The sequence below is a fragment of the Micrococcus sp. TCR-5 genome (assembly GCF_052220525.1).
GTDB lineage: Bacteria > Actinomycetota > Actinomycetes > Actinomycetales > Micrococcaceae > Micrococcus > Micrococcus luteus.
Genome location: NZ_JBQPDO010000004.1, coordinates 1 through 24,005 on the forward strand (window position 1 = coordinate 1; position 24,005 = coordinate 24,005).

A 24,005-nucleotide genomic window follows, 5' to 3' on the forward strand; every position below is an offset into this window, starting at 1 on the left:
TCCCGGCACCGTCCGGCACGCTTCCGTCCGGGGGCGGTTTGCGGTGGTATTCGACGTGAATACCGCCCGAAACCGCCCCCGACGCGTCGAGGTGTGGCGGGGCGGCTCCGTCAGGATCGGACCATGACCCCCGACGACGACGCCCCCGTCCGCCTGATCGCCCGCTCCGACGCCCCGCGGCGCCCACGGTCGACCGTGGACGTCCACTGCGCCCTCGAGCTGGAGCTGGCCTCCGGCCGCCGCGTGCCTCTGCTCACGGACCGCGGCTGGACGAGCCGGGCGGCGGCCGCACGCCTGCCCAGGAGGAGACGCGACACTGGGACGCGCTGGCAGCGGTCGCGGCCGAGGCCGGGGTGCCGGTGGGTGCCGCAACGTTGCGCGAGCTGCCGCTGGTGGGGGAGACCTCGCCCGAGCTGGCCGCCCTCGTGGACCGGGCGCACCGCGAGGCCCGCGCCCTGAACCGGCTGCTCGGCGTCCACCCGCTGGCCCTCGGCACGGTCGCGCCGGCCGACGTGCTGGGCGCCGACGCGACCGCCGCGCTGCGGACCGGGCTGGCCGCGGGACTCGGCGTCGCGCCGACGGCGTGGGAGGACCCGGGCGTCGTGCTCGCGCCCGCCGCGGACGCCGACCCGAAGCTGCTGCACGTGGTCCTGCTGCACACGACCGCGGTGGTCGCCGGGCCACCCGCACTCGTGGCCCGCCTCGCGGACGCCGACGTCTCCGACCTGCTCGACGACGCCTCCCTCGGCGCGCACCTGCGCCGCCCGGTGGAGGACGTGTCGGCGGCCTGGCTCCACGCGGCCGACCGGCAGGCGCTGTCCCTCGACCCGGACGGCGGGGCCGCGCACGTGGCGCGCCACGCCGACCTGATGGTCGCACTGGAGACGCGGCCCGTCGTCGTGGAGCGCGTGGGGATGCGCGACCGGGACGCCCAGCGCGCCGCCGACGCCGTGGGCCTGCGCCGGGTGGGCCGGGAACGCGTGCTCCGCGTCGCCGCGCCCTGAGCCGGAATGGTCACGACACGCCGCCTCGCCCGAGGGGAGGCGGCGTGTCGTGACCACTCTGCGCGGGAGGGCTTACCGCTCAGCCCGCCGGCTGCACCGCCTGCACGCGCAGGGACCGTCGCAGGGCGTCCGTGTGCTCCACGACCAGGCGCCGCAGTGCCCCCGGGGCGTCGGGGTGCTCGTCCAGCCAGCGCTGGGCCGCGGCCAGCGTCGGGTGTGACTCCTGCGCACCGGCGCCGCCGGCCACCGCGTCCTGGCGGCCCGGGAACAGCCCGCCGATCGCGCGCGAGGCCAGCCCGTTGGACCGCGAGGCCCACACCGAGGTCAGGCGCGGCCAGAAGCCGGACTCGTAGGGGGCGAGGAGCTCGACCTCGCCCGCCGCGAAGCCGGCCGCCGTGGCCGAGAGCAGGTCGTTGGACAGCTCCGTGCCGGTGGCCGTGCGGCCGGACATGACCGCCTCCCACGCCGCGGCCTTAACCTCGGCCTCGGGGCGGGCGGCCGCGGCGAGGCGGTGCCACGTGACCGTCTGGGCGGTGCGGCCGGCCTCGAGCTCCGCGTCCAGGCGGTCCTGGTCGGCCCGGCCGGTCGCGGCGAGGGCCTGGAGCACGAGCCAGCGCAGCTCCGCGTCGAACGCCAGGCCCGGCGCCGACGTCGCCGTGTCCTCGCCGAGCAGGGCGGCCTCGAGGGCCGCGGCCATCCCGACGTCGGCCCGCGCCAGCGTCGCCCACGTGCGGGCCGCGGTGCGCTGGCGGTCGGAGCCGGCCTCGAGCGTCCGGGTCTGCTCGGCCAGCACCTCGCCCAGCCGGGCGCGCAGAGCGTCCCGGTCCTCGGCGCGGGCGTACTGGTCCACGGCCGCGGCGGCCTGCGCCAGCACCTGCGCGTGCACGCCCACGGTCGAGATCCGCGCGGACAGCGTCGCCACCGCGTCGAGGAACCGGGCGACCGGCAGCTCGCCGTCGCGGGTCATCGACCACAGGGCGGCCCACACGGTGGCCTCCGCGAGCGGGTCCGCGATGGGGTGCGTCAGGGCCGCGCGCAGCGAGTCCGCGTCGAGCGCGACGGCGGCGTAGGTGAGGTCCTCGTCGTTGGGCAGCACGAGGCGGACGCCCCCGGGGACCTCGAGGTCCGGCAGGGGCACGGCCGTGCCCTCCGCCCCGCCCGGCACGTCGGCGGTGACCTGGGCGGTGCGGCGCAGGACGCCGTCCTGCCCGGGCGTGAAGACGCCGACCTTCAGCACGTGCGGGCGGAGGATCGGCCCGCCCGTGACCGGGTCCGTGCCCTCCTGGCGCAGCGCTGGGGTGTCGCCGTCGACGTCGACCCGCAGCCGGGGCACGCCGGAGGTGTGCAGCCACGCGTCCGCCCACGCGCGCATGTCCCGCCCCGAGGCGGCCTCGAGCGCGGCCATGAAGTCGGCGAGGGAGGCGTTGCCCCACGCGTGGGCGGCGAAGTAGCGGTGCGCGGCGTCGAGGAACGCGTCCCGGCCCACGTAGGCGGCCAGCTGCTTGAGCACGGAGGCGCCCTTGGCGTAGGTGATGCCGTCGAAGTTCTGACGGGCGGCCTCGAGGTCGACGATGTCCGCGACGATCGGGTGCGTCGTCGGCATCTGGTCCTGCACGTACGCCCAGGCCTTGCGGCGGGACGCGAAGGTCACCCACGCGGTCCGGAAGTCGGTGGCCTCGTCCACGCCGAGGGCGCCCATGTAGTCCGCGAACGACTCCTTGAGCCACAGGTCGTCCCACCAGTGCATCGTCACGAGGTCGCCGAACCACATGTGCGCCATCTCGTGCAGGATCACGTTGGCCCGGCCCTCGTACTGGACCGCGGTGGCCCGCGAGGTGAACACGAAGTCCTCGGTGAAGGTGACGAGGCCCGGGTTCTCCATGGCGCCGAGGTTGTACTCGGGCACGAAGGCCTGGTCGTACTTGCCCCACGGGTACGCGACGCCGAAGAGGTCGTGGAAGAACGTCAGCCCCCGCTTCGTCACGTCGAACACGGCCTCGGGGTCGAACGCGTCGGCCATCGTGCGCCGGGTGAACAGCCGCAGCGGCACGGCCCGCGCGCCGCTGGCCGGGTGACCGTCCCAGGCGTCCTCCCACTGCGCATAGGGGCCGGCGAGCAGCGTCGTGATATAGGTGGACTGGGGGAGCGTCGGGGCGAACTCCACCCGGACGACACCGTCCCCGGCAGGCGTCCGGGACACCTCCGGCCGGTTCGAGGCCAGCACCCAGTCCTCGGGTCCGGTGAGGGAGAAGGTGAAGGCGGCCTTGAGGTCCGGCTGCTCGAAGTCCGGGAACACGCGGCGCGCGTCGGCGGGCTCGTACTGGGTGTAGAGGTAGACCTCGCCGTCGGCGGGGTCCGTGAAGCGGTGCAGGCCCTCGCCCGACCGGGAGTACACGGACCGGCCGACCAGCTCCACCACGTTCTGCGCCGCCAGGTCGGGCAGCAGGACCCGGGCCTCGCCCACGACCTCGGCCACGTCCAGCGCCGTGCCGTTGAGGGTCACCGACTCCACGCCGCCGTGGATCCAGTCCAGGTGGGTCTGCGCGCCGGGCTCGGCGCACGCGAAGCGGATCACGGTGCGGACCGGATAGGTGTCGGCCGCGGCGTCCCGGGCGTCGGAGAGGTCCACGTCCACGACGTAGTCCTGCACCGTGAGCAGGCGGGAGCGGTCCGCGGCCTCAGCGCGGGTGACGTTGGTGGCGTCGAGGTCGGGGGTGGTGTCGGTCAAGGCGAGCCTCCGGTCGGGGATCCAGCGGGGACGGCGACGCGCGGACACACCGGGGCGTGCCCGCGCGTCGGCGGTGGTCCGGGGCCGGCGGCCCGGGGCCGCGTCAGTGCGGCGTCGGGACGGGCTGGCCCTTGGAGAGCACCGTCAGGCCGGATTCTGTCACGGTGTAGCCGTTCGCCTCGTCCTCCGCCCGGTCGAAGCCGATGCGCGCGCCCGGGGGCACGACCACGTTCTTGTCCAGGATCGCGTTGCGCACGTGGGCCCCCTCGCCGATGACGACGGAGTCCAGCAGCACCGACTGCTCCACCCACGCCTCGTTGTGCACGCGCACGTCCGTGGAGAGCACGGACTGGGCCACGGTGCCGCCGGAGATGACCACGCCCTGGGAGAGGATCGAGTCGTTCGCCGAGCCGGGGCGACGGGTGGACGAGCGCACGAGCTTGGCCGGCGGGGAGACGGACTGGCGGGTGTAGAGCGGCCACTCGCGGTTGTAGAGGTTGAACTCCGGCCACGGCTGCACCAGGTCCATGTGCGCGTCGTAGTAAGAGTCCAGGGTGCCGACGTCCCGCCAGTAGTGCTTGCCGGCCGTGCCCCCGGGCACCTCGTTGGCGGTGAAGTCGTACACCCCGGCCTCGCCGCGCTCCACGAACAGCGGGATGATGTCCCCGCCCATGTCGTTGTTCGACTCGGGGTTCTCCTCGTCCTGGTTCAGCGCCGCCACGAGGGCGTCCGTGTCGAACACGTAGTTGCCCATCGAGGCCAGGAACTGCGTGGGGTCGTCCGGCAGGCCGGGGGTCGTCTCCGGCTTCTCCACGAACGCCGAGATCCGCGTCCTGTCCTGCGGGTCCGTCTCGATCACCCCGAACGAGGAGGCCAGCTCGAGGGGCTGGCGCACCGCGGCCACGGTCGCCTTGGCACCCGAGGCGATGTGCTGGTCCACCATCTGCTGGAAGTCCATGTGGTAGACGTGGTCCGCGCCGATGACGACGACGATGTCCGGCCGTGCGTCGTGGATCAGGTTCATGGACTGGTAAATGGCGTTCGCGCTGCCCGTGAACCAGTCCTTGCCCCGGCGCTGCTGCGCCGGCACGGAGGCCACGTAGTTGTTCAGCAGCGTGGACATCCGCCACGTCTCGGAGATGTGGCGGTCCAGCGAGTGCGACTTGTACTGCGTCAGCACGACGATCTCGCGGTACCGGCTGTTGACCAGGTTGGACAGCGCGAAGTCGATGAGGCGGTACGTGCCGCCGAACGGGACGGCCGGCTTGGCACGGTCGGCCGTCAGCGGCATCAGACGCTTGCCCTCACCGCCCGCCAGCACGACCGAGAGGACCTTCTTCTGCACCATCTGCGTCACTCCTCATGAGCCGGGTCGTCGCGACCCGCACGCGTGCTCTGGGCGTGCGGGGCATCCGTGCCGCCAGACTATCGACCCCCGCCGGGCTGAACTAGGTTGGGGGCGTGCGCATCGACATCGTGAGCAAAGAGTTCCCCCCGTCCATCTACGGCGGTGCCGGCGTCCACGTCGCCGAGCTGACCCGCGTCCTCGCCTCCCGCGTCGACGTCCGCGTCCATGCCTTCGGCGAGCCGCGCGACCCGGACTACCACGGGGCCCGCGTCCTGACGTACCCGAACCCGCCCGGGTTCGACGCCGCCAACGGGGCCGTGCAGACCCTGGCCACCGACCTCACGATCCTCGGGGACCTCGAGGGCGCCGACGTCATCCACTCCCACACCTGGTACGCCAACATGGCCGGCCATCTCGGCAAGCTCCTGCACGAGGTTCCCCACGTCCTCTCCGCGCACTCCCTCGAGCCGCTGCGCCCCTGGAAGGCGGAGCAGCTCGGCGGCGGCTACGCCCTGTCCAGCTGGGCCGAGCGCACGGCCTACCTCGGGGCGGACGCGGTCATCGCGGTCTCGGACGGCATGCGTCGGGACATCCTGGCCTGCTACCCGGACGTGGACCCGGCGAAGGTGCACACGGTCCACAACGGCATCGACACGCAGGTCTGGACCCCGCAGACCGGCACCGCCGCACTGGAGAAGTACGGAATCGACCCGGACAAGCCCTCCGTCGCGTTCGTCGGCCGCATCACGCGCCAGAAGGGCGTGCCCCACCTGCTCCGTGCGGCCCTGCGGCTGCCGGAGGACGTCCAGCTCGTGCTGTGCGTGGGCGCCCCGGACACCGCGGAGCTGGCGCACGAGGTGAACGAGTTGATCTCCGAGCTGCGGCGCACCCGCCAGGGCGTCGTCGTGATCGAGGGGATGATCCCGCGCCACGAGGTGATGGAGATCCTCACGGCCGCCACCGTGTTCGCCTGCCCCTCGGTCTACGAGCCGCTGGGCATCGTCAACCTCGAGGCGATGGCGTGCGGCACCGCCGTCGTCGCCTCCGCCGTGGGCGGCATCCCGGAGGTCGTGCAGGACGGCGAGACCGGCCTGCTCGTCCCCTTCGAGCAGGTCGACGACGGCACGGGGGCGCCCGTGGACGAGGAGGGGTTCGCCGCCGACTTCGCGGCCGCGCTCACCCGCGTCGTGGAGGACCCGGAGCGCGCCCGCGCGATGGGTGAGGCCGGCCGGGCCCGCGCGATCGAGCACTTCTCGTGGGAGACCATCGCGGAGCGCACGATCGAGGTCTACGAGGCCGTGCTGCGCTGAGCCCGCCCGGCCGACCACGCAGACGGGCCCCCGCCACCGCGAGGTGACGGGGGCCCGGTGCGTCCGGGGACGGACGCGGTCAGCCGCGGCGACCCCGCGCCGCCTTCTCGCGGGCGCGCACGGCCTTCTCGTCCTCCGGCTCCTCGCCGGCGGCCCGGCGGGCCGTGAACCAGGCGTGGGCCTCCTCCTGGCGCTGGGTCTCGGCGTCCGTGGCCACCGCCATGCGCAGGTGCTCGGGCTCGAGGCCGAACGCCTCGACGAGCTCGAGGGCGAAGGGGCGCAGCCGCTCAGCCAGCCGGTTGACGTAGCCGCGCAGGGCCCGGGCGCGCTGGCTCGAGACGCGGCCGTGGGCCACGAACCAGCCGAGGTCGTCCTCGATGAGGCGCAGCGCGAAGAGGTCGCGCAACCACGTCAGGACGGTCTTCGTGGTCTCATCCGTGATGCCCTCCAGGGCGCGGGTGAAGGCCTCCCACTGCAGCAGCTCGCCGTGGTTGCGGGCGGCCTCGATGAGCTCGTGCTGGCGCGTGTTGAACGCCTCCGCCTGCGCCGCCTGGCCCTTGCCCCGGGCCCCCGAGAGGGTGCCGGCGACGTCGGCGGTCTTGGCGCGGACGCGCTCGGTGAGCAGCTCATGCTGGACGGCGGGGTCCTTGAACCAGTTCGCCGAGCGGCGCTCGGACCCGCCGTCGGCCACGGACTGGACGGCCTTGTGCAGGCCCGCACGGTGGAGGGCGTCCGAGGCCTGGTGGACCACGTAGCGGGAGAGGGCGCCCACATTGAGACGTCCGAACTCCTTCGAGTAGTCGGTCAGCAGGCGCTTGCCCACCAGCTGCAGGAGCACCGTGTTGTCACCCTCGAACGTGACGTACACGTCCAGGTCGGCGCGCATCTGGGCCACCCGGTTCTCAGCGAGGAACCCGGCGCCGCCGCACGCCTCGCGGGCCTCCTGCAGGGTGTCCAGGGCGTGCCACGTGGTCAGCGGCTTCACGGCCGCGGCGAGCGTCTCGAGCTCCTGCCGGTCCACGTCCGTGTCGGAGCGGCCGGAGAAGACGTCGTCGAACTTCTCCACGAGCTCGTTGGAGGAGAAGGCGTCCGCGTAGGCGCGGGCCAGGCGGTCGATGAGGCGGCGCTGGTGGTTCTGGTAGTCCAGCAGCACCTCCTCCCGCTGCGGGTCGGAGGCCTTGAACTGGCGGCGCTGCTCCGCGTAGGCCAGCGCACCGTGCAGGCCGAGGAAGGAGGCCGTGGTGGCGGCGAGGGACAGGGAGACGCGGCCCTGGACGAGCGTGCCGAGCATCGTGAAGAAGCGACGCCCGGGGGAGGCGATGGGCGAGGAGTAGGTGCCGTCCTCGGCCACGTCGCCGTAGCGGTTGAGGAGGTTGGTGCGCGGGATGCGGACCTGGGTGAAATGCAGACGGCCGTTGTCGATGCCGTTCAGTCCGCCCTTGAGGCCGTCGTCCTCGCCGCCCACGCCGGGCAGGAAGGCGCCCTCCTCGTCCCGGATGGGGACGTAGAAGCAGTGCACGCCGTGGTTGACGCCCCGGGTGATCAGCTGCGCGAAGACCGTGGCCGCCCTGCCGTGCAGCGCGGCGTTGCCGAGGTAGTCCTTCCAGGCGCCCTTGAACGGGGTGTGGATGACGAACTCCTGGGTCGCCTCGTCGTACGTGGCGGTCGTCGCGATCGAGGCGACGTCCGAGCCGTGCCCGATCTCGGTCATGGCGAAGGCGCCCGGGACGCTCAGGTCCATCGCGCCCGGCAGCCACCGGCGGTGGTGCTCCGCGGTGCCCAGGTGCAGGATCGCCGAGCTGAACAGGCCCCACTGCACACCGGCCTTGATCTGCAGGGAGGGGTCGGCGAGCACGAGGTCACCGAAGGCGGCGAGGTTGCCGCCGTGGTTGTCCTCGCCGCCGAACTCGCGCGGGAAGGCGCGGTGGACCGCGTTGCGCTCCACGAGGACGCCCAGCTGCCGCAGGACGCGGGCGCGGTGCTCGTCCATGCCGAGCAGCGGGTCGCGCCACAGGGCGGGGTCCTTGGCGAGTTCGCGGGATTCGCGGCGCTCCGCGGCCCAGCGGCCGAGGAGGGCCTCCTCGAGGGCCGCGGCGTCGAGGGAGCCGGGCGTCGGCCGCTCGGGCGCGATCTCGGCGACGTCGGAGGGAACCTCGGTGCTGTGCGTCGAGGACTGGGGGGCGAGCTTCTCGTGGACGGTCATGACGATGCTCCTGTTCGTGAGTGGGGGCGGGCGCGGTCGGCGTCCGCCGCCGCGGGTTCGAGGGAGGCGCCGGGCGCGGCGCCGATGAGGCCGGTGAGCAGCCAGTCGGCGATGGCGCGGGCCATCGCCTCGACCGGGATGCGACCGGCGGCCGGGGTCCGCAGCCAGGTCTCGGCGGCGGCCCGGACGAGGCCGACGGCGGCGCGCGGCCACAGGGCGAGCGGGTCCGCCGGCGCCGGGGCGTGGCCCCGCGCGGCCATCCCGCGCGCCAGGCCCGACTCGAGCACGGCGTAGACGCGCTCGAGGAACGGGCCCAGCACAGGGGCCTCGGCCGCGGCGGGGGGCGGGGCGACGGCGAACGCGTACACCTCGGGCGACGTCGCCGCGACCGTGAGGTACACCTCGACCATGCGACGCAGCGCCTCGGGTTCGGAGACCGGTTCGTCCGCGACCTCGAGCAGGCGGCGCTCCATGTGGGCGGTGACCCGCTCGGACACCGCCAGGCGCAGGCCCTCGCGGTCGCCGAAATAGCGGTAGTAGACGGTCTTGGAGGTGCCCGCGTGGGACGCGATCTCCTCCATCGAGGCGTGTGCGCCCAGGGCGTGCACGGCCGACCGGGCGGCCCGGACCAGTTCCAGACGGCGCTCGGCGCGGTGCCGGTCCCAGCGGACGCTGCGACCGTCCCGGGCGGTGGACGTAACGGGGTTCACGAAACCGAGCGTATCAGGTACTGTGGGTCACAGTCACCCACCCCGCCGATGTCCGTATCGTCCGGGGTGGAAACGCCCCCGCCGCGTCGGCGGTGGGCCCGCCGTCGAGAGGACCGTCATGACCCACCACGAGACCCCCGCGTCCGAGACCGCCTCCCGCCCCGCCGTCGCCGGTGGAGCGCTGCGCCCCGCCGTCATCCTGGGCGGCAACCGCATCCCCTTCGCCCGTGCCAACACCGCCTACGCCGAGGCCGGGAACCAGGAGATGCTCACGGCCACGCTCGACGGCCTCGTCGCGCGGTTCGGGCTCCAGGGCGAGCGCATCGGCCAGGTCACCGCCGGCGCCGTCCTCAAGCACCCGCGCAACTTCAACCTCACCCGCGAGGCCGTCCTGGGCTCCGCGCTCTCCGCCGCCACCCCGGCCGCCGACGTCCAGGTGGCCTGCGCCACCGGCATGGAGGCCCTGGGCACCCTCGCCAACAAGATCCGGCTCGGCCAGCTCGACTCCGCCATCGGCGGCGGCGTGGACTCGATCTCGGACGCGCCCGTCTCGCTCTCGGACGGCGCGCGCCGCGTGCTGCTGCAGCTCAACACCGCCAAGACCACGAAGGACCGCCTGCGCGCCCTCGCCCAGCTGCGCCCCGGGCAGCTCGTGCCCGAGCCGGCCGGCGCGGGCGAGCCGCGCACCGGCATGTCCATGGGCGAGCACCAGGCCCTGACCACCCACAAGTGGGGCATCACCCGTCAGGCCCAGGACGAGCTCGCCGCGGCCTCCCACCGGAACCTCGGCGCCGCCTACGCCGCCGGGTACATGGACGATCTGGTGACCCCGTTCCACGGCCTGGCCCGCGACAACAACCTCCGCCCCGACTCCACGCCGGAGAAGCTGGCCGGCCTGAAGCCCGCGTTCGGCCGCCAGCTGGGGGACGAGGCGACCATGACGGCCGGCAACTCCACCCCGCTCACCGACGGCGCCTCCGCGGTGCTGCTCTCCTCCGAGGAGTGGGCCGCCGAGCGCGGACTGCCCGTGCTCGCCGAGTTCGTGGACATGGAGAACGCCGCCGTGGACTTCGTCGACGGACACGAGGGCCTGCTCATGGCCCCCGCCTACGCCGTCCCGCGCCTGCTGGCCCGGCACGGGCTCACCCTCGACGACCTCGACTTCGTGGAGATCCACGAGGCGTTCGCCGGCACCGTCCTGTCCACGCTCGCCGCCTGGGAGGACGAGGAGTACTGCCGCGAGCGCCTCGGGCTGCCGGGTGCGCTGGGCTCGGTGGACCGCGCCCGGCTCAACGTGCACGGCTCCTCGTTGGCGGCCGGTCACCCCTTCGCCGCCACCGGCGGCCGCATCGTCGCCCTGCTGGCCAAGATGCTGCATGAGAAGGGGGAGGGCTCCCTCGGCCTCATCTCCGTCTGTGCCGCCGGCGGCCAGGGCATCGTCGCCCTGCTCCGCGGCCGCTGAGCCCCGACCGACCCGACCCGAGAGGACCGACCATGACCGACCGTTACGGCACCTTCGTCGCCTCGCCCCTGGGCCGCCGCCTCACCGGCGCCCTGGGCCTGCCTCAGCCCGTCGAGCTGCGCCGGCACACCCCCGGCGACCCCGTGCTGCCCGGCTCCGTGCTCGTCCTGGGCGCGACCCCCGCAGCCGCGGACGCCCGCACCCTCTTGGCCTCGTGGGGCCTCGAGGTCGCCGACGCCCCCCGGGAGGGCGCCCGCCACGCGGCGATCGTCGCGTGCTTCGACGGGGTCGCCACGCCCGCGGACCTCGGCGCGGTGGCGCTGGAGATCGGCGGCGCGCTGCGCTCGCTGGGCTCCTCCTCGCGCGTGGTGACCGTGTTCGAGGACCCCGAGGCCGCCACGGACCCGGCCCTGCGCGCCGCCCGCCAGGGCGTGACGGGCCTGACCCGCTCGATCGCGCACGAGATGCGCCGTGGCGGCACCGCCAACGGCCTCGTCCTGGGCGAGGGCGTGCCGCTCACTGCCCCCGGTGCGGCCGGCGCGCTCGCGTTCCTGCTCTCCGGTCGCGCGGCGTACGTCTCCGGCCAGTTCGTGCCCGTCTCCACCGCCGACGGCGCGGTCCCCGCCGACGCGGCGCGCCCCCTGGCCGGCAAGGTCGCCGTGGTCACGGGCGCCGCCCGCGGCATCGGCGCCGCCATCGTCCGGACGCTGGCCCGCGACGGGGCCGTCGTCGTCGGCGTGGACGTCCCGGCGGCGGGCGAGACGCTGGCCAAGGTCGTGAACGAGGTGGGCGGCACCGCGCTCGCCCTGGACATCACGGCGCCGGACGCCGGCGCGCGCATCCTCGAGCACTGCCGCACCCGGCACGGCCGGATGGACGTGGTGGTGCACAACGCCGGGATCACCCGGGACCGGATGCTGGCCAACATGGACGCCGCGCGCTGGGACTCCGTCCTCGCTGTGAACACCACGGCCCAGCTGGCCATGAACGAGGCGTTCCTCGCCGAGGACGCCCGGGACGTGGCGGGCCACGGGCTGCGCATCGTGGGCCTGGCCTCCATCTCCGGCATCGCGGGCAACCGCGGCCAGACGAACTACGCGGCATCCAAGGCCGGGGTGATCGGCCTGACCGCGGCCTCCGCACCGGTCCTCGCGGCCCGTGGGGGCACGATCAACGCGGTGGCCCCGGGCTTCATCGAGACCGAGATGACCGCGAAGATCCCGCTCGCCACGCGCGAGGTGGGCCGGAGGCTCAACTCGCTGCAGCAGGGCGGCCTGCCGCAGGACGTGGCCGAGACGGTGGCCTGGCTCGCCTCGGACGCCGCAGGCGGCACCAACGGGGCCACGCTGCGGGTCTGCGGCCAGTCGAAGCTGGGGGCGTGAGGATGCAGACCACGCAGCTGTCCGCCCCGCCCTCCCTCGCCCGGCTCTACGCCCGGGCCGCCAGGCAGGCCGCCACGGACGCCGTCGTCCGTCGGCGCCGTCCCCGCGAGCTCCCGGACCGTCAGGTGGTCGTGACCGGCCACCGCATCCCGGCCGAGGCCGTGTCCGCGTGGCGCGGGGCCGTCGGGTCCGCGGATCCGGCGGACCTGCCCTCGGTCCTGGTGCACACCCAGGTGTTCGGTGCGGCGATGGAGCTGATGGCCGACCCCGAGTTCCCACTGCCCCTGCCCGGACTGGTGCACCTGAGTAACACCGTCCTGCACCACCGGCCCGTCGCGGCGGAGACCCCGCTGCGCGTCACCGCGCGTGCGGTGGGTCTTGTCCCGCACCACGCGGGTACCGCCGTGGACGTCGTCGTGACCGTCGAGGGGCCCGGCGACGACGGCGGGGAGGCACTGCTGTGGGAGGGCGTCTCCCGGTACCTCGCCAAGGGCGTCCACCTCTCCGGCCTGCGTCCCGAGCGGCCCGCCCGCGAGGACTTCGTGCCCCCGACGCCGACCGCCCAGTGGCGCTTCGGGACGGGGGCCGGACGCCGGTATGCGGGTGTCTCCGGAGACTGGAACCCGATCCACCTGACGGGCGTCTCGGCCCGACTGTTCGGCATGAAGGGCGCGATCGCCCACGGGATGTTCCTGGCCGCCCGGATGCTCGAGGGCCGTGAGCCGGCCGGCGCCGGGTTCCGCTGGCACATCGACTTCGAGGCGCCCGTCGTGCTGCCGACCACCGTGGCCGTCCGCTACGAGCCCGGGCCCGACGGCGGCACGCGCGTGTGCGGCTGGGATGCGCGGCGCCGGCGCCCGCACTTCTCCGGGGAGATCACTCCGCTCGGGTCCTGACGGCCACCGGGCCCGCGCACCGGCCCGCCGAGACTCGCTGTCTCGGCGGGCCGGTGCGTTCGGGCGGTCAGGCGTCCAGCCCGGGCGACCGCCGCGGCACGGCGGTGACGGCCTCGAGCAGCCCGTCCGCGTAGGCCTCCCACGAGTGACCGGCGGCGTGGCGCACGGCGCCGGTCCCCAGTGCCGCCCAGGCGTCACGATCCGCCAGGATCTCGGCCAGGGCATCGGCCCACGCCTCGGGGGTGCCCGCCGTCACGTGGCGGCCGGACACGCCGTCGAGGACCGCGTAGACCAGTCCGCCGACCCGGTGCGCCAGCACGGGCGTGCCGCAGGCCTGTGCCTCGAGGGCGACCAGGCCGTAGGTCTCGGACGCGCTCGGCATCGCCACGACGTCCGCCGCCCGGAACTGGGCGGCCAGGGCGGGCGCGGGCACCGGCCCGGAGAACGTCACCAGGTCGGCGACCCCCTCCCGCGCGGCCAGGCCCGCCAGGTCCAGCTCGTCGTCCCCCGAAGCGGCCCCGTTCACGTGCAGGCGCACCCCCGGGTCGGCGCCCGCGCCACCGGCCCGCTCGCGCAGCACCCCGAGGGCGGCCACGAGCAGGTGCGGGCCCTTGTGCCGCTGCACGCGGCCGGCGAACAGGACGCGCAGGGCCCCGTCGTCCTCCGGGGCGCCCGGCCACTGCGCGGCGCCCTCCGGCGTGAACGTCTCGAGGTCGGCCCCGGGGGGCAGCACCCGGGTGCGGGCGCGGGGCACGTCCAGCAGCTCGCGCAGGTCGGCGACCTCGGCGGCGGAGTTGACCACGAGCAGGTCGGCCCGCTCGGCGACCTCGCGTTCGGCCTCGACCCGGGCGTCCGGCTCGCGCAGCTCGGGGTCCTCGAGCATCTTCGCCGCCGCCGTGGTGTGCATGGTCTGCAGGTACGGGGCGTGGGCCGCCCGCGCCAGCGCCGCGGCGGTGGACCCGGAGAGCCAGTAGTGGCCGTGCACGAACGCGACGGGCGGGGCGTCCGCGCCACCGAGGACGGGACCGCCCGGCACGGCGTCCGAGGCGAGCCAGTCCAGGGCCGCGCGGGTGAACTCGGCGCCGAGTCCCGCCAGCTCCTCCTTGGGCACGGGAGCGGACGGCCCGGCGGCGAGGTCCACGACCGTGACCGGCGGGGCCTGCCCGCCGGCGTCCACCATCCGGACCCGTGCGCCATCCGCTCCCACCGGCTCCTCCGCCCGGGTCAGCAGGATCATCCGCACGCCCCGGCGGGCCAGGGCGACGGCGGCCTGCCGCACGTAGACGTTCATGCCGCCGGCGTCGCCGCGGCCGGGCTGGGCCAGGGGGGAGGTGTGCAGGCTGACCCCGATCCCCACCGGCACGGACGCCCGCAGTTCGGCGTCCACGGCGTCGAACAGTCGGGCCGCCGACGCCGAGTCCGCCAGGTCCTCGACGGAGACCATCCGTCCGGCGCCGTCGCCGAGCGGCACGGTCCAGTTCGGGTACTGGTCCTGGAGGGTGCCGGGCTGGTTCTGGATGCGCCGCTCGCCCACGGCGTCCACGAGCGCCACGCTGTGCAGGGCCGAGGGCGCCTGCGCGAGCAGGCGGTGCAGGGCCACGATCTGGCGTTCGCGCACCTCGGGGCCGGCGTCGGGGACGTCCACGTCCGCCTCGGCGAGCAGCCCGCGCCGGGCCGCGGCGGCGAGGAAGGCGCGCACCTCCTCCGCCGACCGGCGGCGTTCCTGGGCGACGTCCACGGTGTAGAGGCCCAGCCGTTCGCGCAGGTCCACCTGGACGCCCTCGAGGTAGCCGGCCGTGGGCGGCAGGTCGTGCGTGTTCACCGCCGCCATGGCCAGCCGCCGGTAGCGCTCCGGCGGGGTGGGCTCGCCGTCCTCCTGCTCGAACCAGAGGATCGACGTGCCGAGCACGCCGGCCTCGGCCAGGCGGCGCTGCACCCACGGCTCGAACGTGCCGAGGTCCTCGCCCACCACGACGACGCCGGCCCGCTCGGCCTCGAGCGTGAGCACGGCGAGCATCGCCTCGTGGTCGTATTCGACGTACGCGCCCTGGGTGGCGCCGGCGCCCTCCGGGATCCACCACAGGCGGAACAGCCCCAGGACGTGGTCCATGCGGATGCCGCCCGCGCCGCGCAGCACGGTGCGCAGCATGTCCCGGAACGCGGCGTAGCCGGTCTCGGCCAGGCGGCGCGGATGCCAGGGGTGCTGTGACCAGTCCTGGCCCAGCTGGTTGAACAGCTCGGGCGGCGCGCCGACGGACATGGTCGGCACCAGCACGTCCCCGAGCATCCACGCGTCCGCGGTCTCGCGGGTCGCCCCGACCGCCAGGTCCACCATGACGCCCATGCGCATGCCGGCCGCCCGGGCCCGCTGGTGCACGCCGGCGAGCTGCTCGGCGGCGATCCACTGCACCCAGCGGTGCAGGTCGACGTCGGTCGCGCGTTCGACGCGGACCCGCTCGGCCTCGACCCCGCCCGGCGCCCAGGCCGGGTCGGCGAGATCGGGCCCGGTGCCGTCGCCGTCCAGGCGCAGGACGGACCAGAGGGCGAAGTCGTCCAGGCCCGGGCCGGCCTCGGCGCGGAACCGTGCGTAGGCGGCCTCGCGCTCGGGGGAGCGGGGCACCTCGTGCACGCGGCGCAGCGCGGGCCACAGGACGGCGGCGACGGCGGCCCGGTCGATCCGGCCGGTGCGCTCCAGCTCCGCCTGGACGCGGGCGCCGGCCGACCGCAGCTCCGCCTGCTCCGCGGCGGGCAGGTCGGCGAACTCGGGGATCGAGGGCACGTGCACGATCAGCGCCGAGAGGAACCGACGGGAGACGGGGGAGTAGGGGGAGTCCGCCGGATGGGGGCCGGGCTCGACCGCGTGCAGGGGGTGCAGCAGCAGGAAGTCGGCACCGTGCCGGGCGACGATCTCGGCCAGGGACGCCATGTCCGCCGCGTCGCCGATGCCCCACGAGTCCGCCGAGGTCACCGAGTAGCCCTGCGCGGCCGCGCCCCAGCCGCGGCGCTCGAGGAAGGGACGCGCCGTGCTCAGCCGGGTCGGGGCGCAGACCAGGACCGCGGAGGCGGTGGAGCCGGAGCCGCTGGTCACCTCCAGCCGGTGCCAGCCCGGGGCGAGGTCGGCGGGGATCTGCACGTGGACGCGCTCGCGCTCGACGCCGTCGACCAGGCGGACCTCGGACACCGGCTCGCTCACGCTCACCTCGAGGGTCCGCCCGTCCTCTGTGTGCACGCGGGCCACGACCGGCTCGCCCGCGGCCACGTGGCACGGCACGGACAGGCGGTGGCCGGACCGGGCGGCCACGGTGGGCGGGAGCACGTCCCGCCAGGGGGCCGTCTCCGCCTCCTCCAGCGCCTCGGCCAGAGCGGCGACCCCGTCCGGACGGACCGACACCCCGAGGGCGGCGAGCACCTTCACGAGGGCCTCGTCCGGCACGGTCTGGGCCGAGCCGTCCTGTCCGACGTACTCGGGCTGCACCCCGTGGGCTCGCGCGAGCCGGTGCAGCAGTGCGGGGGCTTCCAGGGCCATCGGGTCCTCCATGCCGTCGTGCGGTTCCACCGACGGCGCCTGCCGTCGCACGGACACCACTCTAGAGGGGACGCCGGGCCGGGGAACGCGCAGGGCCCCGGTCGTGACGACCGGGGCCCTGCTGCTCGACGAGCGGTGCGCGAGGGGGGACTTGAACCCCCACGTCCTTGCGGACACAGCGACCTCAACGCTGCGCGTCTACCAATTCCGCCACTCGCGCTCATCGGTGGAGCCCTGGGAGAGGCTCCGTCGCCCACCGCGTTCCGGTCCTGTCCGGTCCGTCCCGCTCCGGGCAACTTGAGAAAGATAGCACGGGTTCGGGCTAGGCTCAAAACCATGGTCGAGAACATCGTGAACCCCGCCCGCTCGCGCCCCGAGGACCGCGTCGTGGAGATCTGCCGCGACCTCATCCGGATCGACACGACCAACCGCGGGGGCAACGTCTCCGTCGGTGAGCCCGAGGCCGCGGAGTACTGCGCCCGGCTCATGGCCGAGGCGGGGATGACCCCTCGCTTCTTCGAGTCGGCGCCGGGCCGGGTCTCCGTCGTCGGGCATCTGCCGGGCTGGGATCCGGAGGCGCCGGGGCTCGTCATCCACGGGCACACGGACGTGGTCCCCGCCGAGGCGGACGAGTGGAGCGTGGACCCGTTCGGCGCCGAGCTCAAGGACGGCATGATCTGGGGGCGCGGCGCCGTGGACATGAAGGGCATGGACGCCATGGTGCTCGCGGTGCTGCTGCACCTGGCCCGCACGGGCCGCCGGCCGCGGCGCCCCCTGACGGTCGCGTTCTTCGCCGACGAGGAGGCCGGCGGCGTCTACGGCGCACGCTGGGTTGTGGACCACCACCCCGAGGTGTTCGACGGGTGCACCGAGGCGATCTCCGAGGTGGGCGGCTTCTCCACGGAGGTGCACGGCTCGCGCGCCTACCTCGTGCAGACCGCGGAGAAGGGGCTCGCCTGGCTGAACCTCACCGCACAGGGCGCCCCCGGGCACGGCTCGGCCCCGCACCCGGACAACGCGGTCACCCGGCTGGCCGGCGCCATGACCCGCATCGGCGGGCACGAGTGGCCGCTCGTGTACACCAAGACCACGCGCGCGCTGCTCGAACAGGTGGCGGAGATCATGGGCGTCGACTTCGACGAGGCGGACCCGACGCCGCAGCTCGACGCGCTCGGGCAGGCCCGTTCCTGGGTGGCCGGCACCCTGCGCACCTCGTCCAACCCGACGGGGCTGACCGCCGGCTACAAGCACAACGTCATCCCGTCCTCGGCCACCGGCACCGTGGACGTGCGCCTGATCCCCGGGGAGGAGGAGTCCGCCCTCGCCACGATCGCCGAGCTCGCCGGCCCGGACGTGACCATCGCACCCGAGCACCGGGACGTCGCCCTGGAGACCCCCTTCTCCGGGGACCTGGTGGAGCTGATGATCGCCGCGCTGCAGGCGGAGGACCCCGAGGCCCAGGTGCTGCCGTTCATGCTCGGCGGGGGCACGGACAACAAGTCCCTCTCCCGGCTGGGCATCACCGGCTACGGCTTCGCGCCCATGCGCCTGCCTGCCGACCTGGCCTTCACGTCCCTGTTCCACGGCATCGACGAGCGGGTGCCCGTGGACGCGCTCGAGTTCGGCTGCCGGGTGCTCGAGCGGATGCTGGAGCCGCGCTGATCCGGGCAGCGGGCGGCGACGACGGCCGGGGCGGCGTCGTCGCGCCCGCGCCTCAGAGGGTCTGCAGGGTCGAGGTCACGCGCATCACACGGCGACGCATCCAGTAGCGGCGCGCCCCGTCCCGGTAGTGCACGGAGCGCTGCAGCTCCCACTGGCCGTACTCCGCGTGCTCCACGAGGCGCCGTCGGGCGTCGGCGAGGGACTCGTGGGCGGCGACCGTCATCACCAGGTACTCCCACTTCTGTCCGCGGGAGATCGCGTCGAGGGTCGAGGACATCAGCTGTTCACGCACCCGCCCATCCTGGCAGACGACGTCGGGTCCGGCGGCCGGCCCCGCACGGCCCACCCCTGGCCGCGCCACCGGCCACCGGGTTACCGTTCACCCATGAGCTCTGACGCCCGCATGGCCCTCGAGGCCCTCACCACCGCCCTGAACGAACACCTCGTGGCCGCGCAGAACAAGCGGGGCGAGGACGACCCCGCCGTCGAAGCCGCGTTCTTCGCCGTGGCCGACGCCTTCGAGGCCTACGAGGACGCCCTGTACGCGGACACCGAGGAGGTCACCCCGCTCGACCTCTTCGACGACGAGGACGACGACGACTGACCGTCCCGCTCGTGACGGACCGCACGGCCCCGGGTTCCCACCCGGGGCCGTCGCGTACAGTGACCCTCCGTGACGTGGATCGAAGCCATCATCCTGGGCCTGGTGCAGGGCCTCACGGAGTTCCTGCCCATCTCCTCCTCCGCCCACATCCGCATCGTGGGCGAGTTCCTGCCCTCCGGGGCCGACCCGGGGGCGGCCTTCACGGCCATCACGCAGCTCGGCACGGAGCTGGCGGTCCTCATCTACTTCTGGCGCGACATCACCCGCATCATCGGGCGGTGGTGCGCCGCGGTCACAGGGCGGATCCCGCACTCGGACCCCGATGCGCGCATGGGCTGGCTGATCATCGTGGGCTCGATCCCGATCGCGGTCCTGGGTCTGCTGCTGCAGGACTGGATCGACACGGAGTTCCGGTCGCTGTGGATCACGGCGACCATGCTCATCGTGTTCGGCGTCCTGCTCGCCCTGGCGGACCGGCTCGGCCGTCAGACCACGCCGCTCGAGAAGCTCACCGTGCGGGACGGCGTGCTCTACGGGCTGGCCCAGGCCCTCGCGCTGGTCCCGGGCGTCTCGCGCTCCGGCGGCACCATCGCGGCCGGCCTGGCCATGGGATACACCCGGCCCGCCGCCGCCCGCTACGCCTTCCTGCTGGCGGTGCCCGCCGTGTTCGCCTCCGGCCTGTACAAGCTGTACACCTCGCTCACCGATCCCGGCACGCAGGGCCCGTACGGCATGGGGGAGACGCTGGTCGCGACCGGGATCGCCTTCGTGGTGGGCTACGCGGTCATCGCCTGGCTCATGCGCTTCATCAGCACCCACTCGTTCCTGCCGTTCGTCTGGTACCGCATCCTCCTGGGCGGAGTGCTGTTCGCCCTGCTGGGCGCGGGCGTCATCAGCGCCTGAGCCCGCTCCCGCCGCCGGGCATGACGGCCCGGCACCGCCGAACCACCCCGATGTGAGGAGTCCTGTGAAGTCCTGGAGCACCCCCGCCCCGCCCGCCGTGCCGAGCCGCCCGGACCGGCTGCGGCTGCACGACACCGCCACGGGACGGACCCGGCATCCGGGCAACGACGCGCAGCGCGCCTCGCTGTACGTCTGCGGGATCACCCCGTACGACGCAACGCATCTCGGCCACGCGAGCACCTATGTGGCCTTCGACCTGCTGCACCGCTACTGGCGCGCGGCCGGTCTCGAGGTCGCCTACGTCCAGAACGTGACCGACGTGGACGACCCCCTGCTCGAGCGGGCCGAGGCGACCGGCGTCGACTGGCGCGCGCTCGCCGAGGAGCAGACCGACCTGTTCCGTGCGGACATGGCCGCCCTCGAGGTGCTCGCCCCGGACCACTACGTCGGCGCGACCGAGGCGGTGGGCCTGGTGGTGGACGCCGTCGAGACGATGCTGGCGGCGGGCCGGGCCTACCGCGTGCCGGGCGGCGACGGCGAACCCGACGGGGACGTCTACTTCGACGTCCGCGCGGCCCAGTCCGCGACCGACTGGCGCCTCGGACAGGTCTCCGCGATGGGCCTGGACGAGATGGCCGCGGTGTTCCCGGAGCGGGGAGGCGATCCCGACCGCCCCGGCAAGCACGACCCGCTGGACCCGCTGCTGTGGCGCGTGCACCGCGAGGGCGAGCCTGCCTGGGACGGTCGGTCGCTCGGCTCCGGCCGGCCCGGCTGGCACATCGAGTGCTCCGTGATCTCCCGGGCCCACCTGCCGGCGCCGTTCACGGTGCAGGGCGGCGGCTCCGACCTGCGGTTCCCGCACCACGAGTTCTCCGCCGCGCACGCCACCGCCGTCGACGGCCTGCCGCTCGCGCACACCTACGCGCACACCGGCATGGTGGCCCTGGACGGCGAGAAGATGTCCAAGTCCCTCGGCAACCTCGAACTCGTCTCCCGCCTGCGGGCGCGGGGCGTCGAGCCGGTGGCCGTCCGCGCGGCGATCCTCGCGCACCACTACCGGTCGGACTGGGAGTGGTCCGAGCAGGTGCTGGCCGACGCCCAGGCGCGGGTGGCCCGCTGGCGCGCCGCCCTGGGCGGACCGCACGCCGCCGCCGGCGTCGCCGTGCTGGACGCGGTCCACGCGGCGCTCTCGGACGACCTCGACGCCCCCCTTGCGCTGGAGGCCCTCGACGCATGGGCGGCCGGCACCCTGCCGGGCCTGGCCGAGGCCGCCGCCGACCCGGTGCCGGTGGTCGACGTCGTGGCGGCGCTGCTGGGTCTGCGCCTGCGCTGACCCCGCCGGGCGCGGCCGGGCGTCAGCGTCCGCCGCGCCCGCGCAGGTAGCGCTCGAACTCCCGCGCGATCGACTCGCCCGAGGCCTCCGGCAGCTGCTGGGTGTCCTGGGCCTCCTCGAGCTGCCGGACGTAGGCGGCGACGTCGGGGTCCTCGGCGGCCAGCTCGTCCACGCCGCGCTGCCAGGCCCTCGCGTCGTCCTCCAGCCCGCGCGTGGACACGCTCACGTGCAGCAGGTCCTCGACCGCCTCGACCAGCCCGAGCAGCGTCTTGGGGGAGGGCGCCTGGGCCACGTAGTGGGGCACCGTCCCCCACAGCGAGAGGCTCGGCAGGCCGCGGCGCGCGGCCTCGTCCGCGATGACGCCGATGATGCCGGTGGGCCCCTCGTAGACCGGACGGTCCGCACCGACGGCCACCCGCACGTCCACGAGCGGCGAGGTCGGGCGGGCGCGCAGGGGCCGGGTGTGGGGCACGTCCGCCAGCAGCGCGCCCAGCGTCACGACGGCGTCCACGTCACGCGCGTCGGCCGCCGTGAACAGCTCCTCGAGGAACGCGCGCCACCGCACGTTCGGCTCCACGCCGACGGCGAGGAGCACACGCACCCCGTCCGGCGGGGCGGCCTCGCCCGCGACGGGCCGACCCTCACGGTCCAGGAGCGCCTCGTGCAGGGTGACCGCCGGCCAGTCCAGCGTCCCCAGCCCGTCGGCGTCGCGCCGGACCAGGGGTCGAGTGACCTGGTAGTCGTAGAACTCGCCGTCGCACACCCGTCCCGCGTCCGCCGCGTCCCACTGCTCCCGCAGCGCGCCCAGGGCCCCGGTCGCGGCCTCCCCGGCGTCGTTCCACCCCTCGAAGGCCAGCAACAGGACCGTGGGGGCCCGCCGCCCGGCCTCGAGCTCGTCCACGGTCGCCGTCAGGTGGGTCCGCAGCGGGCCCAGGACGTCGTCCGGCTGGTCCTCGGAGGTAGCGTCGGTCATGGCGGCCAGCCTAGACACGGCCCGACGACGGGGCCACGGCCCGCGACCCGCCCCGCACACCCCGGCGGCGGCGCTCGATAGGATGCACTCCATGCCCCGCCACCCCGCGCCCGCCCCGGACGACCGTGCCCGCCGCCTGCCGCGCGCCGTCCTGTGGGACATGGACGGCACCCTCGTGGACACCGAGCCCCTGTGGAACGCCGTCCAGCGTCGGCTGGTGGTCGAGCACGGCGGCACCTGGTCGGAGGACCTGGCCGCCTCCCTCGTGGGACGCCCCCTCGACGAGGGAGCGCGCCGTCTGCAGGAGGCCGGGCTGGACCTGCCCGTGCAGCGGATCATCGACCTGACGATGCACGAGGTCGTCCAGGGGGTCGTCAGCGGGGTGCCGTGGCGGCCGGGCGCCCGGGAGCTGCTCGTCGCGCTCGCCGAGGCCGGCGTGCCGGGCGCCCTCGTGACGATGTCCCACGCCCCGCTGGCCCGCGCGCTGGCCGAGCGGGCGCCGGCGGGCACGCTGGACGTCGTCGTCTCGGGGGACATGGTCTCCCGGGGCAAGCCCGACCCGGAGGCGTACCGGCTGGGCCTGCAGCTGCTGGCCGAGCGGACACCGGGGCTGACGGCCGCCGACTGTGTGGCGGTCGAGGACTCCCCGGTGGGCGTCGGCGCGGCCGTGGCCGCGGGCCTGCCGACGGTCGGCGTGCCCAGCGTGCTGCCGCTGCCGGCAGGGCTCGCGACCGTCGAGTGGACGACGCTCGCCGGCCGCACGCCGGCCGACCTCGCCGCGGTCCGCCGGATCGCCGCCGCGCGCGGGCCCGGGGCGGACGGGGCCGGATGAGCGGGCTCGCCTCCGTCCGGCTGGGCACGATCGCCGGCGCGCCGGTGCGCCTGTCCTGGTCCTGGCTCCTGATCGCCGCGGTCATCACCCTCGCGTTCGGCCCGCAGATCCAGCGCGCGCTGCCCGCGATCGGCAGCGTCGCCTACGGGGTCGCCCTGGGGTACGCCGTGCTCCTGGCCCTCTCCGTCCTGGTCCACGAGGCCGCCCACGCCCTCACCGGCCGCGCCTTCGGCCAGCGCACCGAGGAGATCGCGCTCACCCTGTGGGGCGGGCACACCCAGTTCCGCAGCCCGTCCGCTCGACCGCTGGACACGGTCCTCACCGCGATGGCCGGCCCCGCCGCGAACCTCGTGCTCGCGGGCCTCGCCCATCTGGCGGCCCGCGCCGTGCCCGGCCCGTCCGTTCCCGCCCTGCTGCTCGAGGTCACGGTGTGGGCCAACCTCCTCCTGGCCGCGTTCAACGCGCTGCCGGGCACCCCGCTCGACGGCGGCCGCATGGTCGAGTCCGCCGTCTGGGCCGCCACCGGCTCCCGGGCCCGTGGCGTCGAGGCGGCCGGCTGGGCCGGGCGCGTCGTCGCGGTGGGCGTCCTCGCGGCGGTGCTCGGCCCCCCGACCCTCGCGGGCCGCGCGCCGGACCTGTTCGTCGTCCTCCTGGTGGCCTGGGTCGCCCTCACCCTGTGGCGGGGCGCGGACGACGCCGTGCGCCACGGGCGCTGGAGCCGCCGGCTGGAGGCCCTGCGGCTCGAGCAGGTCGAGGCGCCCGCCATCGCCCTGCCCGAGCACCTCAGCGTCGCCGAGGCCCTGGCCCAGGCGGACGGCGGCCGCCGCGCCGTCGTGGCCGTGGACGGGGCCGGTCGGCCCCGCGGCGTGCTGGACCACACGGCCGCGGCGGGCCTCACCCCGGCGCGCCGCACGACCACCGCCCTGGCCGCGGTCGCCGTCGCGCTGGCCCCGGAGGCCGTCCTCGTCCGCGACGACGTCCCCGCCGCCGGTCCCGACCTGGCCGCCCGCCTGGCCGACCCCCAGACCCCCGTGTGGGTGCTGACCGACGCGCACGGCCTCGTGCGCTCCGTGGTGCCCCGCGAGACGATCCTCGCCGCCGTCGACGCGACGCGGCGTCCCTGAACCGA

At 75.0% G+C, this 24,005-nt stretch carries 18 protein-coding genes and 1 tRNA gene; 11 read left to right on the forward strand and 8 right to left on the reverse strand.

What is annotated here, in order from left to right:
• Positions 1–359 precede the first annotated feature (359 nt).
• Positions 360–1,004, forward strand: coding sequence for a hypothetical protein (locus ACTSKS_RS03480; RefSeq protein ID WP_442927292.1), 645 nt, complete (start codon positions 360–362; stop codon positions 1,002–1,004).
• A 79-nt stretch (positions 1,005–1,083) separates the two neighbouring features.
• Here ACTSKS_RS03480 and pepN read toward each other — a convergent pair whose 3' ends face one another.
• Both pepN and glgC read right to left on the reverse strand, forming a co-directional pair.
• A complete protein-coding gene (pepN, locus tag ACTSKS_RS03485; RefSeq protein ID WP_442927293.1) occupies positions 1,084–3,732 on the reverse strand; it encodes an aminopeptidase N in 2,649 nt (882 codons plus the stop codon).
• Positions 3,733–3,835: 103 nt separating this feature from the next.
• Complete coding sequence (glgC, locus tag ACTSKS_RS03490; RefSeq protein WP_069941300.1) at positions 3,836–5,080, reverse strand: glucose-1-phosphate adenylyltransferase; 1,245 nt, start codon at positions 5,078–5,080, stop codon at positions 3,836–3,838.
• A gap of 113 nt (positions 5,081–5,193) precedes the next feature.
• Between glgC and glgA the strand changes: the two genes are divergently transcribed.
• A complete protein-coding gene (glgA, locus tag ACTSKS_RS03495; protein WP_324701328.1) occupies positions 5,194–6,390 on the forward strand; it encodes a glycogen synthase in 1,197 nt (398 codons plus the stop codon).
• 79 nt (positions 6,391–6,469) lie between these two features.
• Here the strand turns inward: glgA and ACTSKS_RS03500 are convergent, their stop codons facing one another.
• A complete protein-coding gene (locus tag ACTSKS_RS03500) occupies positions 6,470–8,593 on the reverse strand; it encodes an acyl-CoA dehydrogenase family protein (RefSeq protein WP_442927294.1) in 2,124 nt (707 codons plus the stop codon).
• Positions 8,590–9,303 (reverse strand): TetR/AcrR family transcriptional regulator, encoded by a 714-nt coding sequence (locus ACTSKS_RS03505; RefSeq protein ID WP_036383382.1) that lies wholly within the window; start codon positions 9,301–9,303, stop codon positions 8,590–8,592. The genes ACTSKS_RS03500 and ACTSKS_RS03505 overlap by 4 nt, the downstream gene beginning before the upstream one ends.
• A 118-nt stretch (positions 9,304–9,421) precedes the next feature.
• On the opposite strand from ACTSKS_RS03505, the gene ACTSKS_RS03510 reads away from it, so the two are divergent.
• From ACTSKS_RS03510 to ACTSKS_RS03520, 3 genes are read left to right on the forward strand one after another with little or no spacing between them, the layout of a single operon-like run.
• Positions 9,422–10,765 carry an acetyl-CoA C-acetyltransferase gene (locus tag ACTSKS_RS03510; protein ID WP_061867265.1) on the forward strand — a complete coding sequence of 448 codons (1,344 nt, stop codon included), beginning with the start codon at positions 9,422–9,424 and terminating at the stop codon, positions 10,763–10,765.
• 32 nt (positions 10,766–10,797) lie between these two features.
• Positions 10,798–12,147 carry a 3-oxoacyl-ACP reductase gene (locus ACTSKS_RS03515; RefSeq protein ID WP_036336858.1) on the forward strand — a complete coding sequence of 450 codons (1,350 nt, stop codon included), beginning with the start codon at positions 10,798–10,800 and terminating at the stop codon, positions 12,145–12,147.
• Positions 12,148–12,149: 2 nt separating this feature from the next.
• Positions 12,150–13,043: a MaoC family dehydratase gene (locus ACTSKS_RS03520; RefSeq protein ID WP_095695721.1), complete on the forward strand. Its 894-nt coding sequence runs from the start codon at positions 12,150–12,152 to the stop codon at positions 13,041–13,043.
• Positions 13,044–13,110: 67 nt separating this feature from the next.
• On the opposite strand, the gene malQ is transcribed toward ACTSKS_RS03520, so the two are convergent.
• A complete protein-coding gene (gene malQ, locus ACTSKS_RS03525) occupies positions 13,111–16,620 on the reverse strand; it encodes a 4-alpha-glucanotransferase (RefSeq protein ID WP_442927295.1) in 3,510 nt (1,169 codons plus the stop codon).
• Positions 16,621–16,705: 85 nt separating this feature from the next.
• Positions 16,706–16,789, reverse strand: a tRNA-Leu gene (locus ACTSKS_RS03530).
• A 116-nt stretch (positions 16,790–16,905) separates the two neighbouring features.
• Between ACTSKS_RS03530 and ACTSKS_RS03535 the strand changes: the two genes are divergently transcribed.
• On the forward strand, positions 16,906–18,231 hold the full coding sequence (locus ACTSKS_RS03535) for a M20/M25/M40 family metallo-hydrolase (protein ID WP_041103816.1): 1,326 nt from the start codon (positions 16,906–16,908) through the stop codon (positions 18,229–18,231).
• A gap of 52 nt (positions 18,232–18,283) precedes the next feature.
• Here ACTSKS_RS03535 and ACTSKS_RS03540 read toward each other — a convergent pair whose 3' ends face one another.
• A complete protein-coding gene (locus ACTSKS_RS03540) occupies positions 18,284–18,523 on the reverse strand; it encodes a DUF5703 family protein (protein WP_442927296.1) in 240 nt (79 codons plus the stop codon).
• Between the two features lie 93 nt (positions 18,524–18,616).
• Between ACTSKS_RS03540 and ACTSKS_RS03545 the strand changes: the two genes are divergently transcribed.
• The 3 genes from ACTSKS_RS03545 to mshC all read left to right on the forward strand — a co-directional run bounded on the left by ACTSKS_RS03545 (position 18,617) and on the right by mshC (position 21,071).
• Positions 18,617–18,835, forward strand: a complete 219-nt coding sequence (locus ACTSKS_RS03545; protein ID WP_036315190.1) for a hypothetical protein — start codon at positions 18,617–18,619, stop codon at positions 18,833–18,835.
• A gap of 69 nt (positions 18,836–18,904) precedes the next feature.
• Positions 18,905–19,738: an undecaprenyl-diphosphate phosphatase gene (locus ACTSKS_RS03550; protein WP_002854828.1), complete on the forward strand. Its 834-nt coding sequence runs from the start codon at positions 18,905–18,907 to the stop codon at positions 19,736–19,738.
• A gap of 64 nt (positions 19,739–19,802) precedes the next feature.
• A complete protein-coding gene (gene mshC, locus ACTSKS_RS03555; RefSeq protein WP_192593302.1) occupies positions 19,803–21,071 on the forward strand; it encodes a cysteine--1-D-myo-inosityl 2-amino-2-deoxy-alpha-D-glucopyranoside ligase in 1,269 nt (422 codons plus the stop codon).
• A 22-nt stretch (positions 21,072–21,093) separates the two neighbouring features.
• On the opposite strand, the gene ACTSKS_RS03560 is transcribed toward mshC, so the two are convergent.
• Positions 21,094–22,044, reverse strand: a complete 951-nt coding sequence (locus ACTSKS_RS03560) for a proteasome assembly chaperone family protein (RefSeq protein ID WP_036315178.1) — start codon at positions 22,042–22,044, stop codon at positions 21,094–21,096.
• A gap of 91 nt (positions 22,045–22,135) precedes the next feature.
• Here ACTSKS_RS03560 and ACTSKS_RS03565 point away from each other — a divergent pair, with 91 nt between their 5' ends.
• Positions 22,136–22,876, forward strand: a complete 741-nt coding sequence (locus ACTSKS_RS03565) for an HAD family hydrolase (RefSeq protein ID WP_324701325.1) — start codon at positions 22,136–22,138, stop codon at positions 22,874–22,876.
• On the forward strand, positions 22,873–24,000 hold the full coding sequence (locus ACTSKS_RS03570; RefSeq protein WP_206451607.1) for a site-2 protease family protein: 1,128 nt from the start codon (positions 22,873–22,875) through the stop codon (positions 23,998–24,000). Before ACTSKS_RS03565 ends, ACTSKS_RS03570 begins: the two co-directional genes overlap by 4 nt.
• The last annotated feature ends 5 nt before the right edge of the window (positions 24,001–24,005 follow it).

Excerpts from the sequence above, each read along its gene's own strand:
- ACTSKS_RS03520 (WP_095695721.1), top strand. The coding sequence starts at position 12,150 with ATGCAGACCACGCAGCTGTCCGCCCCGCCCTCCCTCGCCCGGCTCTAC.
- glgC (WP_069941300.1), bottom strand. The coding sequence starts at position 5,080 with ATGGTGCAGAAGAAGGTCCTCTCGGTCGTGCTGGCGGGCGGTGAGGGC.
- ACTSKS_RS03545 (WP_036315190.1), top strand. The coding sequence starts at position 18,617 with ATGAGCTCTGACGCCCGCATGGCCCTCGAGGCCCTCACCACCGCCCTG.
- ACTSKS_RS03535 (WP_041103816.1), top strand. The coding sequence starts at position 16,906 with ATGGTCGAGAACATCGTGAACCCCGCCCGCTCGCGCCCCGAGGACCGC.
- ACTSKS_RS03510 (WP_061867265.1), top strand. The coding sequence starts at position 9,422 with ATGACCCACCACGAGACCCCCGCGTCCGAGACCGCCTCCCGCCCCGCC.
- ACTSKS_RS03565 (WP_324701325.1), top strand. The coding sequence starts at position 22,136 with ATGCCCCGCCACCCCGCGCCCGCCCCGGACGACCGTGCCCGCCGCCTG.
- ACTSKS_RS03570 (WP_206451607.1), top strand. The coding sequence starts at position 22,873 with ATGAGCGGGCTCGCCTCCGTCCGGCTGGGCACGATCGCCGGCGCGCCG.
- ACTSKS_RS03515 (WP_036336858.1), top strand. The coding sequence starts at position 10,798 with ATGACCGACCGTTACGGCACCTTCGTCGCCTCGCCCCTGGGCCGCCGC.
- ACTSKS_RS03560 (WP_036315178.1), bottom strand. The coding sequence starts at position 22,044 with ATGACCGACGCTACCTCCGAGGACCAGCCGGACGACGTCCTGGGCCCG.
- ACTSKS_RS03500 (WP_442927294.1), bottom strand. The coding sequence starts at position 8,593 with ATGACCGTCCACGAGAAGCTCGCCCCCCAGTCCTCGACGCACAGCACC.